Source organism: Stieleria mannarensis (assembly GCF_014154935.1).
GTDB lineage: Bacteria > Planctomycetota > Planctomycetia > Pirellulales > Pirellulaceae > Stieleria > Stieleria mannarensis.
Genome location: NZ_JACEHH010000003.1, coordinates 21,833 through 41,340, shown reverse-complemented (window position 1 = coordinate 41,340; position 19,508 = coordinate 21,833). Strand labels below are relative to the sequence as shown.

Sequence of the window (19,508 nt, the reverse complement as noted above, 5' to 3'; positions counted from 1 at the left end):
TAGCTGTTGGGCCTCGGCGGCCTCTGCCGCCGTTCCTGCCCAACACCCATGCCGAGCCTCCGATGTTCCAGTGGCGCAAACGCGGACCTGTCCGCCCGTCCAGACAGCGCAAGAACCTGTCCACAGAGCGCAAGAAGAGGAAAGCACCGACTCGCCGCAGCAGGCTCGAATCACTGGAAGCCCGACGACTGCTTGCCCGCGAAGTCTCGGGCACGCTAGCGGGAGACGACACCTGGTCGGGAACCATCCATGTCACCGGCGATGTCACGGTTCCGGCCGGATCGAAACTGACGATTGAGCCTGAGACGGTCGTCAAATTTGAAGCGGGACGTTGGCTGACCGGGACAGGGGCGATTGATGCCAAGGGCTTGCCCGGACAACCGATCGTTTTCACAAGTACGCTCGACGACAGCGTCGGTGAAGACCTGACGGCTGGATCGGAGGGAGTTCCGTTTCCGGGTCACTGGGAATCGCTTTATTTGGATGGACCGAACACGCTGCTTGAAAACGTCGAAATTCGTTACGCCGGTGATACCGATGGCAACGGAGTCGGCGGCGGGCAAATCGGTTCAATCGAGATGTCCTTTGATGGATCGGACCCGGCCGAGCAAACGCGTCTGACCAACGTCTTGGTTCGTCACGGCTATTCCAACGGCATCAACGTTCGTGCCGGCAGCCCGACGCTCGATCACGTCAACGCCAACGATTCGCTGGGCGTCCCGTTCTACTTTGACATCGATGCCGATCCGAGTGTTTCGGCCAGTGGCGGATCGGGGAACGCGGGCGGCGATCGAATCGCGATCCAATCGGGAACGTTGACCTCGGATCGAAGCTGGGACTACGGCGCCCTGCCGATCGCGATCAATGGCGGAAACTATATCGTGGGGCAGGATGCCGAGAACAATCCGGTCACCTTGTCGGTCGCACCTGGGACCGTCATCAAGGTCCCGCGGAGTTATTACCTGCAATCCTCGCCGGGCAAGATCCATGCGGTCGGGACGACAGCCCAACCGATCGTCATCACTGCGGCGACCGACGATACGATCGCGGGAGATTCCAACGGGGACGCCGATGCGACCAGTCCCTATCCCGGGTATTGGGAATCGATCTATTTGGACAGCCCGGGGAGTCGCTTCGAAAACGTGGAGGTGCGGTATGCCGGAGACGTTGACGGTAATGGAGTCGCGGGCGGGCAAATCGGTGCCTTCGAAATTCGATACGACAACCGCGATCCGAGCCTGCAGAACCGGCTCCACAACGTTCGCATCTCCGACGGATACTCCAACGGAGTGAACGTCCGCGCGGGCGCACCGGACCTCGACACGGTTCACGTCGAAGATTCCTTGGGGTACCCGTTCTATTTCGATTTGGATTCCGATCCCGCGACGGCTCAGTTGACCGGTCGCGACAACGTGGCCGGTGACCGGATTGTGCTGCAAAGCGGAACACTGACCGAAGACCGGACGTGGGACTACGGCGATCTTCCGCTGCACATCGCGCCGGGAGATTACGTGGTCGGACAGGACGCGTCGAGCAATCCGGTCACCTTGACCGTTGCCGCCGGGACCGTGATCAAGATGTCCAAGTCCTACTACCTGCAGAGTCGGCAGGGAACGATCGTCGCCAATGGGACGCCGTCGGAACCGATCGTGATCACGGCCATCTCGGACGACTCCATCGGGGGAGATTCCGAAGGCGACGGAAATGCGTCGACGCCCTATCCCGGGTACTGGGAATCGGTCTACTTGGACGGTCCGAACAACGTCTTGGAAAACGTCGAAATCCGCTACGCCGGCGACGTCGACGGCAATGGAGTCGCCGGCGGTCAGGTCGGCGGCATCGAACTTCGCCACACCGGTGATGCGCCCGAGACACAGACTCAACTGACCAACGTTCGCATCTCCGACGGTTACTCCAACGGGATCAACCTGCGTGATGGTGATCCTGTCCTGCAGAACATTCATGTCGAAGACAACTTCGGCGTCCCGTTCTACTTTGAACTGGACACCGACCCCCAAACGTCCGGGTTAAGCGGGCGTGGAAACCTTGGCGGCGATCAAATCGCGATCCAGTCAGGAACGTTGACGGAGAATCGGACGTGGGACTATGGCGATTTGCCGATTCACTTGACCGCAGGCGATTTCTATGTCGGTGCGGATGCCCAAAGCGATCCCGTCACATTGACGATTGCCGCCGGCACGGTGATCAAGATGCCCAAGTCGTACTTCTTCGAATCTCGCGAAGGCACGATCCACGCGGTCGCAGCCGCAGACGACCCGATCGTCTTCACCGCCGCGACCGATGATACTGTCGGCGGCGATTCCAACCGCGACCGAACGGCGACAAAACCGTACCCCGGTTATTGGGAATCGCTGTACTTGATCGGCCCGTCCAATGTCCTGGAGCACGTCCAAGTCCGCTATGCCGGCGACACCGACGGCAACGGAATCGCCGGCGGCCAAGTCGGGTCGATCGAACTGTATCACGACGGCAACGAGCCGGAAACGCAGAATCGGCTGAGCAACGTCAGCGTTTCCTATGGCTATTCCAACGCCATCAACGTTCGCGAGTCCACGCCGACGCTCGAAAACGTCCACGCGTTTCGAAACGTCGGTGCGGCCTACTACTTCGAACTCGACGCCGATCCATCGGTCACGGGGCTGACCGGTGACGGCAATCTGGGCGGGGATCGAATCGCGATTCAATCCGGCACGCTGACACAGAGCCGGGTTTGGGATTACGGCGATCTACCGATTCACATCATCAACGGCAACCTGACGCTGGGAACCGATTCGCAGTCCACTCCTGCGGATCTGGAAATCGCCGCCGGGACGGTCGTCAAGATTGACAGCGCGGCGTACCTCTGGGCCCGCGACGGAGCACTCCGCGCGTTCGGGACACCCTCCCAGCCGATCTACTTCACCGCCGCCAGCGATGATACCGTCGGCGGGGATGCGACCGGCGACGGCGATGCGACCAGCCCCTACCCCGGTTTCTGGGAATCGATCTACATCGACGCGGCGGGCAGCGAACTCGCCAACGTCATCGTTCGCTACGCCGGTGACACCGATGGAAACGGCATCGCATCCGGTGAAAGACAGGCGATCGAAGTCAGCACGGATATGACACTGACGAACGTCGATATTGAATCGTCTTATGGCGGCGGCGTTCGGATCGAAGGCGGGGCGAACGTGACCTACACCGGCGGCCGTTTGGATTCGACCACCGGATCGGACAACGCTGCTCGATCGGCGATCGCCGTGGTCAACGGCACGCTGACGGCAACGGATCTGGACATCCTTGCCCACGATGGTTCCGGCGATATTGGAATTTATGTCCTCAACGGCCAATCCGCCAACGTCTCGCACAGCACCTTTCTCGGCAACAGCATCGCGGTTCGCCATGACGGCACCGATCCCGGACTCGCCTTCTTTCAGAACAACTGGTGGGCCAGCTCCGGCGGGCCGCACGATCCGTCCAGCGCTGACGGATTGATCAATGACAATCCTGCCGGTCAACTGGTCTCGGACTACGTCGACTACGCGGGATTCTTGACCTCGCCACCTGCGCGAGCCATCGGCCCGCGTGTGGTTTCGATGCAACGACTGGATCCGACCACCGCGCCGGTTCATCATCGTTACGAAGCGACCAACAACGCGCTCGACGAGACCGGATTACACAATGGCACTCCGGTGGGCGAGGCCAGTTATGGTCCTGGCCGATCCGGCGGATCCTCGTTCCTGCTGGATGGAGATGGCGACTACATTAACCTGGGCGGCTGGGCACCGCAGGACGATTGGACCGTTGCCGCGTGGGTCAATCCGAATTCTGTCGCGGCAACCGGTTGGGTGGGGCTGGCGGGCAGCCAGTCGTCCCGGCGCGACTGGTCGATTTCGATTTACAACGGCAATTACGTGGCGGTGTTCGAATTCGGCCAAGTCGTCGATAGCGGGATTGCAGCAACCGTAGGCGTGTGGACACATGTTGCGGCAACGCTTCGTGATGGAATGGTGCACGTTTTCATCGACGGCGTGTTGAAAAATAGCGTCGCGGCCCCCGACTATGTGCCATCCACCGCAGGTGCCCGCCTCGGAAGTACAACCTTCGATAATGCGGGTTTCTTCGACGGACGGATCGACGAGGTGTCGATTGTCGATCGGGGTGTCAGCGACCAGGACATCGTGTCTCTGCGTGACTCAGGGACACTCACCCCGTTCGTTCCCCAAGACCGGTTCTTGGTGACCTTCGACCGCCCCATCGATCCGGCCAGTTTCAGCGTCGACGACATTCACATTTCCGGGCCGTCCACGGTGGTTGCGGTCGATGTCGAAAGCGTCAGCGAATACTCCGCGCTGGTCACCCTGTCTGAATCTTTAAGCAACGCGGGAACCTACGTCATCTCCGTCGGGCCGAACGTCACGGGGACGGCAGGCACATTGATGGATCAAGACGCCGATGCCCTTGCGGGCGAACCGGTCGACGACGTCTTTCAGTTTTCACTGTTGATCGACACGTTCGGTCCCCGCGTCGTCAGCCAGTCCCCGTCGGGATCGACCGGCACGGTGCTGTCATCCATCGACATCACCTTCAACGAGCCGATCGATCCGGATTCGCTATCGGCCGATGACATCCAGTTGTTCGATCCGGCAGGCGTCGCAGCCTGGGATGCTTACGATCCACTTGAAGTCATCGACGGATTCAGCGTGTCGGTGGTGGAATCGACCACGGCCTTCAGCGGACTGAGCGGCGCTTTGGCGGTGATCGACGACGTCAATCGGCACGCGTCGACGCAATCGGTCAACGCACCGGTGATCAACTACGGTACGTCGGCCGGCAATTTCCCGTCCGATCAGTCGATTCCGCTATCGGGATCCGACGCGAGTTATATCGTGTTGGACGCGCGTGCTACGATCAGCATTCCGACCGCCGGCAAGTGGACGTTTGCGGTCGCCAGCGACGACGGGTATCGGCTGGACATCGACGGGCGGATTGGTGAGTTCCCGACTGGCCGGGCGATCGCGACGGACTTGCACGTGTTCGATTTCCCGGCCGCCGGCGACTACCCGCTGCGGATGGTGATGTTTAACCAAACCGGCGGCCTGGGATTCGAGTTGGCGGCGGCCGAGGGCGAAGTCGCGATGTTTGATGCGTCTACCTTTCAACTGGTCGGAGCGAGCGCCGGATTGGCGGTGAAGACGAACCCGGTTCCGCCGGCCAGTGACATTCAGATTCTGTCCGTTGATCCAACGGATGAGTCCAACACAACCTTCAAGATCAGTTTCCCCCCACAACCGTCCGACGGCGACTATCTGTTGGTCGTGGATCCTAACGCGACCGATTTGCAAGGCAACCGGCACGACCAGGATAACGACGGCGTCGGTGCAGAACCGGTGCAGGATCGATACGTCAGCCGGATCACGGTCGCTCGCGATCCGCTCCGCGTCGTTGCCCAATCACCGACGACGACCATCAATGGTGCGTTTGAAGAATTCACGGTCACCTTCAACGTCCCGATCGATCCCAACAGTTTTGCCACCACCGACGCACGTGTGATCGGCCCGGGCGGCGAAGTCACCGTGACGTCGATCCAGCAGGTTGATGCGACGACGTTTCGCGTCAACGTTCAGCGAACCACCGAAGACGGCGACTACCAGATCTTCGTCGGCCCCGACATCACCGATCCGGCGGGCAACCGCATGGACAGTGACGGCGACGCGGTGCCGGGCGAATTAGAAGACCGCTACGTCGGCAGTTTGCAGGTCGCCGGCGGCGGTCCCTACGTCACCGGTTTCTCACCACTCGGCACGCTCGGCCCCGGCAGCGATTCCGCCGAGGTGTCGTTCAGCGAACCGGTCCGATTAAACAGTTTTACGACCGAAGACATCCATTTCACCGGGCCGAATGGAGCGATTGCGATCACGTCCATCACGCCGTCCGGCCCCCGGTCCTACACGCTCGCGTTTCCCGCCCAAACAGCCGGCGGCACATACACGTTTGCCATCGGCCCCAACATCGATGACTTCGCCGGATTGCCGATGGACCAAGACCGGGACGGTATCGCCGGGGAAACGGGCCAGGATGTGTTCAACACCTCGTTTGCGATCGACGCCATCGGTCCGTCGATCACCGCGTACACCCCCGACTTCGTCAGCAAACCTTACGCCTTCATCGATTTTACGTTTGACGAGGCGATTGTCCCGGGCAGTTTTACTCCCCAAGACATCGCCTTCACCGGACCGGCCGGCGGGATTCCGGTCAACCAGGTCGTCACCATGGACGTCAACAAGGTCCGCGTCTCGTTCGGCACGCAGAACAACTTGGGGGTTTATTCCTTTCAAGTCGGACCGATCATCACCGACCTGGCCGGCAATCGGATGGACCAAGACGGTGACGGAAACTTTGGCGAACCGGACGATGATTTCTTTCGCGGGACAGTCACGTTTGCCGCTCCGGATTTGGAAGTCACCGCGCCGGTGTTGCCGACCGCGGTGCAAAACGGTGACTTGGTCACGATCGAGTGGACGGTCGAGAACACTGGTGGTGCATCGGCGGCAAATCCCTGGACCGACCGCATCGTCCTGTCCGCAGACAACGTCTACGGCGGCGCCGACGACCGATTCCTCGGCAGCGTCACCCGCGCTGTCGATCTTGCCGGCGGCGAAACCTACACGGCGTCGATCCAAGCGTCGATTCCGTTCGGGATTGAAGGAAATTTTTTCGTCTTCGTTCGCACCGACCACGCCAACCAGGTGTACGAGGACGACACCAGTAACAACACGCAGGCGACCGCGATCACGGTCGCCCAAGCCGATCCGCCGGCCGACCTGATCGTCGACGCGATCTCGATCCCCGCCGCCGCGTTCATCGGCGACACGCTCGACGTGACCTGGCGAGTCCGCAACGACGGCAGCGCGACCACGTTGGTCGACAGTTGGACCGATCGGTTGTACTTGAGCACCGACAACGTTCGTGGCAACGACATTTTCCTGGGCAGCTACACCCACACCGGCAATCTTGCGGCCGATGCGTCTTACACGATGTCGGCAACGCCTGTCATTCCCGCTCATGTTGCCGTCGGCGATTACTGTGTGTTGGTCGAAACCGATGCGACCAATCGCGTGGATGAACCGACTGCGGAAGACAACAACACCGCGTCCAGCCTTGGCACGGTGAACGTTGCGTTGACTCCTTTGCCGGACCTCGTTTCGCAAGGGATCACCATCGATTCGGGGACCAGCCCGGTCAGTGGTGAAGCCTTGACGGTCCACTGGACGACGCGAAACGAGGGTGATGCGGCGACCAGCGGAGCTTGGATCGAACGACTTTATCTATCCAGCGACGATGCACTGTCAAATGATGACGTCGCGTTGGGACAAATCGCGGTGACGAGCGGTTTGGCGATCGGCGCCCAGATGGAAAACAGCTTGACGGTAACCCTGCCCGACGGCGTGTCCGGAACGCATCATTTGATCGTCGTCCCCGATGCCGACAACTCGGTCAATGAAGGCGATGGCGAGTCGACCGGAAACGCGTCGCTGGAATTTGGCATCACCAGCTTTCCTTACGCCGATCTGACGGTCAGCGAAGTGATCGCCCCGGAGTTGTTGATCGGCGATCCGGTCGATTTAACCGTCACATGGACGGTCGAAAATATCGGCTCGGGACCCGGACGCCAAACGGGGTGGACCGATCGCGTCGTGTTGTCCAACGATGCGATCCTGGATGACGCCGATGACATCGTGCTGGGCGATTTCGAACACTTCGGCGCCGTTCCGGTCGGCCAATCCTACACCCGCACCGAGATCATCCCGCTGGCCGCGCGAACCAGCGGGCGGTTCACGCTCTTCGTGCAAACCGACGTCGGGGATGTCGTCTATGAACTGGACGGCCACGCCAGCAATACCGGCTCGCCTGATAAAAACGTGGACATCACCACGGCGCCCTACAGCGACCTGTTCGTCGAATCGGTCTCCGTCAGCGGCGGGCAATCCGCGACGGCCGGGTTGCCGCTGGAAATCAGTTGGACGATCGGAAATCGCGGCATCGCGACGACCGACCGTGATACGTGGACCGATTACATCTATGTCAGCAAGGACGAAAACGGCAGTGGGCTGCGATTGGTCGGCAGCAGCACCCACGGCGGGGCACTGTCGGTCGGTGACTCGTACACCCGAACCGAAGCCTTTGATTTGCCCCGCGAACTGGATGGACAGTATTACGTCTTCGTTCGCACGGGCGGTCCCTACGAATTTCTGTACGCAGGCAATGACGCGAGCGGAGGTAATCAGGGACGCAGCGACGCGGTTGACGTGTTGTTCGTACCGCCGACCGCCAATTTGGTCGTCCAAGAGGGATCGATCACCGTGCCAGATTCGCCCGAAGGGTTCCTCGATGGCACACAGATCGAAGTCGGCTGGACCATCCTGAATGATTCCGATGATCCGAACGGGATCACGGAAAACGGCTGGACCGACCGCGTCTATTTGCAGTCGACCGATGGATCACAGACCTTCGATTTGGGGCGGTTTACCGTCGCCGACCCGCTGGAGCCCGGGAAATCGGTCCGGCGAACCGAACTGGTGCGATTGCCGCGTGCGATCGGTCAATTCCGTTTGTTCGTCCAATCGGATGTCACGAACCGGGTGCTCGAAGCGAACGAGTTGGACAACACGTCGTTTTCCGACCCGTTTCAGCTAAATCTGAAACCGCGCGCCGACTTGCGCGTCGACGTGACGAGCGAGTATCCCGCCGGGGTGACCGCCGGCACGAGCATCGACGTTGCGTTCACCGTCCGCAACGCAGGCACCGCGGACACGCCGTCGGGCGGCAGCCGCTGGGTGGACCGCGTTTGGTTGTCATCTTCAGCCAGCAGCACGTCGGGGGCGATCCTGTTGGGGGAACTGCAAAATGGCTCTGCCCTCGGGTACGTCGGAACGACCTCGGGCCAGGCGACCGAGTACAGCACGACGGCAAGTTTTCCGATCCCACGCGCGCTGTCGGGAAACTGGTTCGTGTTGGTGGAAACCGATGCCAGGAACGCCGTCGATGAATTCCCCAACGACGGGAACAACCGTGACGCGCAAGCGATCGCAATCGACGCCAATCCCGTTCCGCCGCCGGACTTGGTCGCGGACTTTATCAACGGTCCCGGCGACGCCTTTGACGATTCGTCCTTCACGGTTCGCTACAAGGTCACCAACCGTGGCGCCGGCGTGACCGATCCGGGGGCCTGGACGGACCAGCTGTGGTTGACGCTCGGATTGGACGGTCCCAATGCGGCGCGGGGTGATCGTTTCATCGGATCCTTTCGTCATGGCGGTGTTCTGGAGGTCGGCCAGTCGTATGAAGCCGAGGCGACGGTCAGGATCCCCAAGGGGCTGACCGGTCAATATTTCCTGACGGTTTATGCCGATGGATACCGCAGCGTCTATGAAGCATCGTTTGCCGAGAACACCAACCCGGACGCTCCGAACGATCTGGACGGTAACAACTACACCAGCACGCCGATCAACATCCTGTTGACGCCGCCGTCGGATTTGCGGGTGCGGCAACTGAACGTGACCACCGATCAGCCGATCGTGGGCGGACAAACGGTGGCGTTGGATTGGACCGTCGACAACATCGGACCGGTCGCGACGGACCGTGAAAACTGGGCCGATGCGGTTTATGTGTCCGCCGACGACGTCTTCGATTCCGGCGATCAACTTGTGTTCGCGATTCCACATGCCGGGCGGTTGCAACCGGGCGATGAGTACACGCAGGAAGTCGAGTTCACGCTGCCGCCGACGGCCATCGGGAGCCACTTTTTTGTCAGGACGAACGTCGACCCTCGCATCGCGCTGACGGAAGAAGCAAAGTTCCTCGAAGAAGTCGCCGCGGTCTTGAAACGGATCGAATCGGCGACGGGCAAACCGATCGGCGAAACCGAGATCGGTGACCTGAAACAGTTTTCACGAAGTGAGTTGTTGGAGATTCTGGCCGGGCCGACCAACACCTTGGTCCAAGTGTACGAGGGACCCTTCACCGACAACAACGTCGGTGCCGCCCAAGCCACCGTCGAAGATGCGATTGCCGATTTGGTCGTCGAAAACGTCACTGCTTCGCCAACCAGCAAGTCCGGCGAACCGATCACGGTCTCCTGGACGGTTCGCAATTCAGGTGACGCCGCGACCGATGACGTCACGCAATCGGTCAAGCAATACGTGTACTTGTCGAAAGACCCTGTCTTTGACGCCAGTCGTGCGATCTTGGTCGGCTCCCGCGCGAAAGTTCTTAGCGCACCGATCGCGGCCGACGGTTCCTACAACGCCAGCATGGTCGTCGCGTCGCCGCCGGGCAGCAGCGGCAATTGGTACGCTCACGTATTTGCCAACGTTGATTTGTATCGAGGCAAACCCGTACTCAACGCATTCGCTAAGAGCGGCTTTCCCCATTGGCCGCAATACTTTGCCGGCAAGACGTGGGAAGCCGGTCGCAAGTCGAACAACTTTGCTTCGTCGGACATCATCGCGATCGAGTACGCCGAACCGAATTTGGTGATTTCGAATCTGTCAGCCGTTCCGACCAGCCCTGACAGCGGCTCGCTGATGGACGTGACATTCACCGTCACCAACGCCGGGACGCGTGTCACCCGCGTGGATCAGTGGCACGACCGAGTGTACTTGTCGACCGATACTTCGACCGATGCCTATGACATCGAACTGGGGGCGTTCCGGCGAAACGGGGCACTCGGGATCGGGGAAAGTTACGACGTGGCCCTTCAAGTCCGCGTTCCGAACAACATCGGCGGCGAATTCCACGTGATTGCCGAAACCGATGCGACCTTTGTCGATCGAAACGCCGCACTCTATTCGCTGCCCTACCCGATCGCCGAAGGCTGGGCAAGATTGCGAGGTGGGGGAAACAAGGTCCAGGAGTTCAATGATGAAGGCGACAACCGGGACACCGTGCAATTGGATGTGCAGTTCGTTCCTGCGCCTGATTTGGTGATCGACTCGGTCGACTTCATCAGCCCGGACGACCGGCCGTCCAATGTCGTCGAAGTCGGTAACGATTTCACGTTCACGTACACGTACAGCAACGACGGTGGCGTGATCCCGGATTCTCAAGTCCCCTTCTATGATCGAGTCTATTTGTCGCGGGACCGGTTGTTGGACGTTTCCAGCGATCACTTCGTCCGACAGATTCGTCGCGACGAGGGGTTGGCGGCAGGCCAAACCGGATCGATCACCCAGACCGCTTGGCTGCCGCGCGGGATCACCGGCGATTACTTCATCATCGTGGCAACGGACATTCCGCGTTCCAATCGCCCCGATGGCGAGGTGATCGAAACCAACGAAAGGAACAACATCACGGTTTCCGCGACTCCGATCCTGATCATCCAACCGCCGCCGTCGGATTTGCAGGTGATCGACATTTCGACGCCGACATCGGGAAGCGTGGGTGATGTGTTAACGGTTTCGTGGACCGTCGAAAACCGTGGCGACGAGAAGGCCCAGGCGCGAATTGCCGACGCCGTCTATCTGTCGGCCGACAACACCTGGGACATCGGCGATCGATTCCTCGGACGCGTCGAACCCTTTTCCGCACGTACGTTGCAGCCCGGCGATTCCTACACCGCATCGCTCGACTTCGAAGTCCCCGCGGTTTTGCCGGACGGGTATCGGGTGATCGTTCGCACCGACATTTTCGATGACGTCGTCGAGGGAGAGAATAACCGTAACAACGCGTCGACGTCCGCCGACGAAGTCAACATCACGGTGCCGCTGTTGCGATTGGACATCCCGCTGGAAGAACAGTTGGCCGTCGGTGTCAGCCGTTTGTTCCAGTTAGACGTCTCGCCCGGTCAAACCATTCAGGTCGATCTGGATAGTACGACCGGTGTCGGCCGACACGAACTGTATGCGGCCCACGAACGATTGCCTTCCGCCTTTGACTTTGATGCCGCTTACGAAGGCTATCTGTCGGCCGACCAGTCGTTGGTCATCCCGGAAACACTCGGTGGACGGTACTTCGTGCTCGCTCGTGGTGGGGTTCGAGTGGATGTCGAAGAGAACGATCCGCGGGCGCGACTGGAATACCCGGTGAAGATGAATGCCACTCGGGTGCCATTCGGCATCACCGACGTCACGCCGGATTCGGGCGGCGACGATCGGTACGTGACGATGACGATTCGCGGCGCGGAATTCCCCGAACAAGCGGCGGTGCGTTTGGTGCGACCGACGTTGGCCGAATTCGCGCCGGTTTCGGTGTCCCGCATCGACGCGACGAAGATCGTCGCCGTGTTTGACTTGCGCGACGCGCCTCATGGGCTGTACGACGTTCAAGTCCTGCACCCCGATGGGCGAACCGCGGTCGATCCATACCGATTCCAGGTCGAATCGGCTGATCCGTTGCAAGTCAATGTCGGCGTCGGCGGCCCCAGCCAAATCGATCTCGGTGCGACAGGCAGCTACGGGTTCGCGGTCCAAAACCTGGCGAACGTGGACACGCCCTACACGTTGATGGAGTTCGCGTTTCCTAACGTGAAGAACCGCCGCCCGGATCTGATTCCCGGTCCGGCGATCGAATTCGCCAGCGGAGTGCGCGGTGATTCAGCAACCGTCGCCCCGCTGTTCGACTCGATCAGCACGTTCGATTTTTCCGGGGTCATGCCGGAGTTGAATCTTTCCGGCGTGCTGACCGCACGTGGCGTCGCGATCGATCTGCCAAATCAAGGTGTGACCGAAATCGGATCGGCCGTGACAATCTATCCGGGGTTGCGAGAACTTCTGGAGACTGATCCTGAATTCCTGAAGAACCTCAGCCCGTTCGAATTAGACGATCTGGGGTTCGACTTCTACGTCGCCGCGGCATCGACACCGATGACGGCCGATGAGTACCTGGAGTATCAACGCGGTGAAGCGACGAAATTGCGTGATGCCATCTTGGCCGCCGACATTGACGTTCCCGGTTCGTTCCTGGGACGCGCCCAATCGGCGTTGGTTTCGATCGCCGGCGACGCAGAAGCGTTCACCACGCTCTATCTGCAAGCGTTGGTCGATAGCGGATTGTTGCGGCCCGAAGACACGCCTCCGGTCGCCGACGGCCAAGCGGAAAACATCAATTCGTTCTTCACCGTGATCGGCGGATTGATGGGCGGTGAAACCGGTGCCGGAATCGTCGACGATGCCGGCACCGCGTTGGCATCGGCCAGTGACAACCTGAGCGCGCTGATCGAATTGATTCGCGGCTTCTACGGTCACACCGCTGACGCGACCGGTGGCGGCAGTGTGGCGAATTTCGAAGACTTTGATCAGGGGCTATCCAACCCGACCTCCTTCGTCACGTTTACCCTGCGGGCCGGACCGCCGCCATTGTTCGAAGCCGGCGAGATTGCGGATGAAATCGCGTTCGACCTGGACGATCTTGGCAACCAAGTCGGTGACTCAACCACGTTGACCGGGCCGACCGGATTCGGCGACCAGAATTTTGTGCCGGTTGCGACACCGTTGCCGTACACCGTCGAAACGACGTATGACAGCGATTCGGTCGATGCGGCGCGCGAGATTCGCATTTTGGTCCCACTGGATGACACACTCGACGAACGCAGTTTCCAAGTCGCAGACATCCAACTTGGTGGAAGATCGATCTCGCTTCCCGCGGGACGACCGAACTTTGTCGGTGAATTCGATTTGACCGAAACCGACGGCTACGTCTTGCAAGTCACCGCCGGCGTGGATGCGAACACCCGCGTCGCGTCGTACCTGTTGCGCGCGATCGATGGCCGCGACGGGTTGCCGCCGGTCGATCCGGCCATCGGTCTGTTGCAGCCGGGCGAGCAGGTGACCGTCGGTTTTTGGGCGGCAGCCAATGACGTGGTTGCGGCGGGCGATGTGGATCCGTTGGCCACCGGCGACGAAATTCAAATGACGGCTCGGTCGATCATCGACGGCGGAGCCGAAGTCGATAGCCGGGTCTCGTTGGCGACGCTGGATGCCTTCGCGCCGACCAGTACCGTCACCACGACCGCAATCGGCGGAAATCAATTCGAAGTCTCCTGGACCGCGACCGACGACGCCGGAGGAAGCGGTGTCGCGGCGTATTCGTTGCTGGTCTCGCGTGACGGCGGCACGCGTTATCGTAGCGTCTTGTACCGGACCGATCAGACCTCGTACGTCTACCAGGCTGATCCGGACGAACAACCGCTGTTCTTGGTCCGAGGAATCGACAACGCGGGAAATGTCGAACCTGTCGCTCAAGGCGTGCGTGTGCCACGACTGGTGCCGGAGATCAACCTGGGCAGTGCGCCGTCGGTCAGTGTCATCCAGCCTGTGGTGATTCCGAAAGCGGAGGCCCGCCCGGGGACCGTCGCCGATCGTTTGTTCGCCGAAGCCGCGTTTGGGATCCCTTCGCAGATCAGTGCGACACAACCCAGTAAGTTCACACGCGTGATTCGTCCCTTGGCGGCAGAACGATTTGCGACCATTCCTGGTGAAAGTGGGGCAGGGGTCGGGGCGCTGGCGATGGCCGTTGGGCTTGACGGGACGATCTATGTTTCCGGCGGGCCGGGACGCAACGAGTTGTACACAGTCGGACAGGCTTCCAGCGGGGCATCCAATGCAATCGACAGGCTGGAAGCCTATCCCACGACCACGCCGATTTATGAACTCGCGTTTGATGCGTCGGGACAACTGTGGGCGTCGACCGGCGGCGAAGGGCTGTTGCAATTGGATCCCAATACCGGCGCGGTATTGGATCGAATCGGGGCGGGGATTGCGTTGGGGATCGCGGCGATTCCCGGCGAGACGGCCCTGTATGTTTCCACGACCGGCGGAATCAGCCGCTTCAACACCGCGACCCGCAAGCTGACGCCCTTCAGTGAAATCCGAGTCGACTCCATGGCCGTTGCCGCCGACGGCACGCTGTACGGAACGGCGTGGCCCGAAGGCGGCGAGGTGTTGCGATTTGATTTCCGCGGTCGCGCCGAGTCGATCGCAACGGTCAGCGGCGGCGCCGAATCAATCGCGTTCGGTCCCGTCGGATCGATCCTGGAAGGGGCGTTGCTGGTCGGGCATGAGACCGAAGGTAGCGTCACGGTGCTCGATCCGCTGTCGCTGCGGCAAACCAAAATCGCCACCGGTGGCCGCGGACGTGTCGAGGGAATCCAGCCGATTGACGACGGTCGATTCCTAGTCGCCCGCGGCGACCAAGTCGACGTTTTCTTTACCGTTGCCGCCCCACGTGTGATCGAAACGCGGATCGCTGAAGGTATGAATCGAGCCGAGTTGGTCTTTGATGTCGCCTTGACCAACAACGTTTCCGATCCCGCCGGCGGCAACAATCCTGTCAACTACACGCTACGGAACAAGCAGACGGGAGAAAGTGTCAACATCGGTGCGGTCCGCTACGACAAGGCCACGCGATCGTCACAGTTGCTTTTTGAAACGCTCTCGCCGGCTGAATACGAGTTGACGGTGTCGTCGACCGTGGAAAGTGAACAGGGCGTCCCGATCGGGGGCGACGGCTTTACGACGACGTTCCGCGTGTTCGAAGACGTTTCGATTTCGACGCGTGTTTCGTACTCCAACACGCGCATCAATCGCGCCGACGGCACGCTGCTGTTTGACGTCATGGTCAGCAACTCGGCCGACTTTGACATCGCCGGTCCGATCAATGTGGTCTTCGATGAACTAGGCGACCACTCCGTCGTCTTCTTCGACAATGACAATCAACCGGCCGGCGTCAATGGCTATCAAGTCTTGGCGGACGGAACCGTGCTCGGGGCCCATTCGAATTCCCAGTGGCACACCGTCACGGTCGCCAACCCGAATTTGTTGGACCTAAATTTCAACCCTCGGATCCTGGCAACGTTGCCGCCGAACCAGCTGCCCGTCTTCGCTTCGGCACCCGCCTTGGTGGCGACCGCCCAGACGCCGTACGAGTACGTTGCCGAAGCGGATGACCCGGATGGTGCGACGATCACCTACGTGTTGGCCGGCGGACCGAAAGATGCGACCGTTGATCCGAACACCGGCGTGGTCGACTGGAGTCCGGGCCGAGACGCAGCGCCGAAAGCCGAGTTCGAATTGCGAGCCTACGACGCGCGCGGTGCCTACAAACGCCAGACCTGGATCGTCGACGTCAGCGGCGCCAACCGTCCGCCCGTCATCGCACCGATCGAAGACGTCTTTGCCACCGAAGGCGACTTGATCGAAGTCCCCGTCAGCGGATTTGATCCCGACGGTGATGACCTGTTCTACTTTGCCGACAATTTACCCCCCGGGGCGGTGTTCGATCCGTTTGGCCAGGCCCTGCGATGGCGACCCGGTGGTGATCAAGCGGGTGTCTATGACAACGTGACCTTGATCACCAGCGATGGATTCGTCGAAACCAGTGTGTCGTTTCAAGTCGTCATCGCCAACAACAACGTCGCGCCGACGGTGGCACCGGTTGCGCCGCGGACGATCAATGAGGGCGACGAGATCACGTTCACCGTGTTCGCTGATGACGCCGATGGGGACGATCTGCGATACCTCTCGCCCAACTTGCCGCCCGGGGCGTTTTTGGATCCCAACACCGGGATCTTTGAATGGACGCCGGGATTTGATCAACACGGCGTTTATGAGCTGAACCTGTATGTGGATGATGGTACCGTCCTGGCCCCAACGCAAACCGTACTGACGGTCAACAATCTGAACGGTCCGGTTCGATTCCCCGCGATGGATCCCGTTGAAATTTTTGAAGGCCAGTCGTTCCAGTTGCGAGTCGCCGCGTTTGACCCTGAATTTCCCGTCGCGCCAGTGACCCCCTCGGCCAACACGGAAGACTTCTTCGTTGACTATGAAAGCTTCCTTCCCGATCTGACCTACGTCGTGACGGGATTGCCAGCCGGGGCAAGCTATGACGACACCACGCAGTTATTGACTTGGACACCGGACTTTAATGATTCCGGTCAATATGACATCACGTTCCAGGCCAGCGACGACGGCGATGGGACCGGTGTGCCAACGACCGATTCGGTCACGCTGTCCTTGACCGTAGCCGACGCAAACTTCCCGCCGCAAATCGTCGATGTGGCGGCGCAGTCCGTAGCCGTTGGTCAGACGCTGGACATTCCGATTTCCGCCAGCGACTTCGAAGGCGCCCCGCTGGCGTTTGGAGTCACGTTCAGCGGCGCCACGCAACTGCGCGACTTTGCGACGTTCACTGACAACGGAGACGGAACCGGACTGTTATCGCTTGCGCCGCAGCCTGGTGATCGCGGCGACATCTTGGTCACGGTGACGGCCACCGAAACCACCGGACCGCTGCCTTTGAAATCGACGATCGAGTTCACGTTGCAAGTCACCAGCCCGAACGAGCCGCCGAACTTTACGCCTTTCTTCGATTCTGTCGCGCTGGTCGATAGCCAGTTCTTGATCGATCTGTTGGTCAGCGACGACGATCAAGATGCGTTGACGGTCACAGCGACCGGATTGCCGGCCGGAGCGTCATTGATCGATACCGGCGTGTACGGGCGACACCAATTCAACTGGACACCGACGGCCGCCGACAGCGGGACGCACACGATCTCGTTTACGGTCACCGACAGCGGCAACGGCGACGACGCGCTGAAGCTGACCGACACGCGGACGATCACGCTGAACGTCCGTGACAACAACGCCCGTCCGAACCTGGATCCGATCGGACAGCAAACGATTGCCGAAGGCCAGACGTTGCAACTCACCGCATCGGCCTCCGACCCTGACAACGACCCCGTGTTCTTCAAGGCGGGGCTGGTCGTCGGCGGCGTTGTCGGACATCTACCCGGCGGTGCGACGTTTGACGGCCAGTCGGGTCAGTTCCGCTGGACGCCCAGCCAAACCCAGGCCGGCACCTACCGGATTCGCATCACCGCTAGCGACGGAGCGGGATCACGTAGCGAAGACGTCGTGGTGACCGTGACCAACAGCAATCAAGCTCCAACGCTCAGCACGTTGCCGCGGTTGTTCACCCGCGAAGGCGATCAATTGGTGTTCACGCTCACCGCTGGCGATCCCGACGGCGAGACGCTGATTTACAGCTTCGACGGCACCGCGCCGAACGGATTTGAATTCGATCCAGCCGGGCGGACGGTGATTTGGGACGTCGACTTCGATTCCGCCGGCAACTACACGTTCCCGTTCAGCGTGACGGATCCTTCCGGGGCGAAAGACTCGGTCGACGTTTCCGTCACCGTGTCTGAAACGAATCGGGCCCCCGTGATCGACGCACCCCAGTTGCGAAACGCCCAGATCGGCAGCTTGCTTGAAATCCCGATCATTGCGACCGATCCCGACGGCGACACGATCACACTCGCCGCCAGCGACTTGCCCGCCGGTGCGACGCTAGATGCCGATGACGTCATCCGCTGGACCGCGGCCAGTTTCCAAGCCGGCACGTTTACCGTGCGATTGACGGCGGATGATGGCGAGATGTCAACGGTTCGTCCGCTGACAATCGTCGCTTCCCTGGATCCGGTCGGCCCCAAAGTTCAAATCTTGACGACGCCCAGTTTTCCCGCGACGCCTGGACAGCCGATCACAATCCAGCCGATCGCCGATAGCGATGTCGAACTTTCCAGCACCACGTTGTCCATCGACGGCACACCAATCACGCTGGACGCTCTCGGACGCGGAACATTCGTCGCGGCCGCACCCGGACGATTCAATGCAACGGCGGTGGTGACCGATGCCGAAGGCCGCGCGACGACGATCACCAAACCGGTCTTTGTGCGCGATCCGAGTGACTTCGCCGCTCCGGTGATCGAGGTGCTGCAATTGGCACCGCCGGTGTTCACCGAGTCACGGGATCTGATCGTCAACATCTCCGACACGGGACTGGCCGAGTATCGGATCGAATTGATTCCCAAAGGCGGCGGGTCGGCGCGATTGATTGGTCAGGGAACCACCAGCATCACGCAGAACGTCGAAGTCGATCCCGCAAAATTCTCCAATGGGTTTTACACGTTGCGAGTCACGGCCAGTGATTTCGGTGGAATGACGTCGACCTTCGATCATGACATCGAAATCAACTCCAGCGATAAATCGGGCTCGCTGTTTGAATCCGCGATGGACCTGTCAGTGATGCTCGGCGGGATCACCGTTCCGATCACGCGGGTCCATGATTCGTTGACGATTTCAGAGGACGATTCCGCGTTCGGCACCCATTGGACGCTGCCGCTGCTCGATCCGCGATTGTCGCTCGACTTGGGGGACGATTCCGATGCCGCCTTTGCGGCGATGACCGACGACGTGCGGATCTACTTGACGTTGCCCGATGGCCAACGCGTCGGATTCAGTTTCGCGCCTGCGGTGACCTCGTCAGGCAGTGTCACCACCTTCGCACCCGCCTGGCAAGCCGACGCGGGAGTCGATTGGACGCTGGAAAGCTTCAGCGCCAACCTCCGCCAAGCGGGTTCGGGTTACTACGTCGTGGGCAGCGGCCTGCCCTACAGCCCAACGCTCGTCCCCGCCGGCGACACCGTCTTCACCCTCACCTCCCCCAGC

At 60.6% G+C, this 19,508-nt stretch carries 1 protein-coding gene (cut by a window edge); it reads left to right on the top strand.

Going from position 1 to position 19,508, the window contains the following annotated elements:
* Window positions 1–62: 62 nt before the first annotated feature.
* Window positions 63–19,508: the 5' portion of a CARDB domain-containing protein gene (locus H1B37_RS02640; RefSeq protein WP_182865073.1), read on the top strand. Its footprint extends 17,451 nt past the window's final position; 19,446 of the gene's 36,897 nt are visible here — the first part of the coding sequence; it begins with the start codon at window positions 63–65; the stop codon falls past the right edge of the window.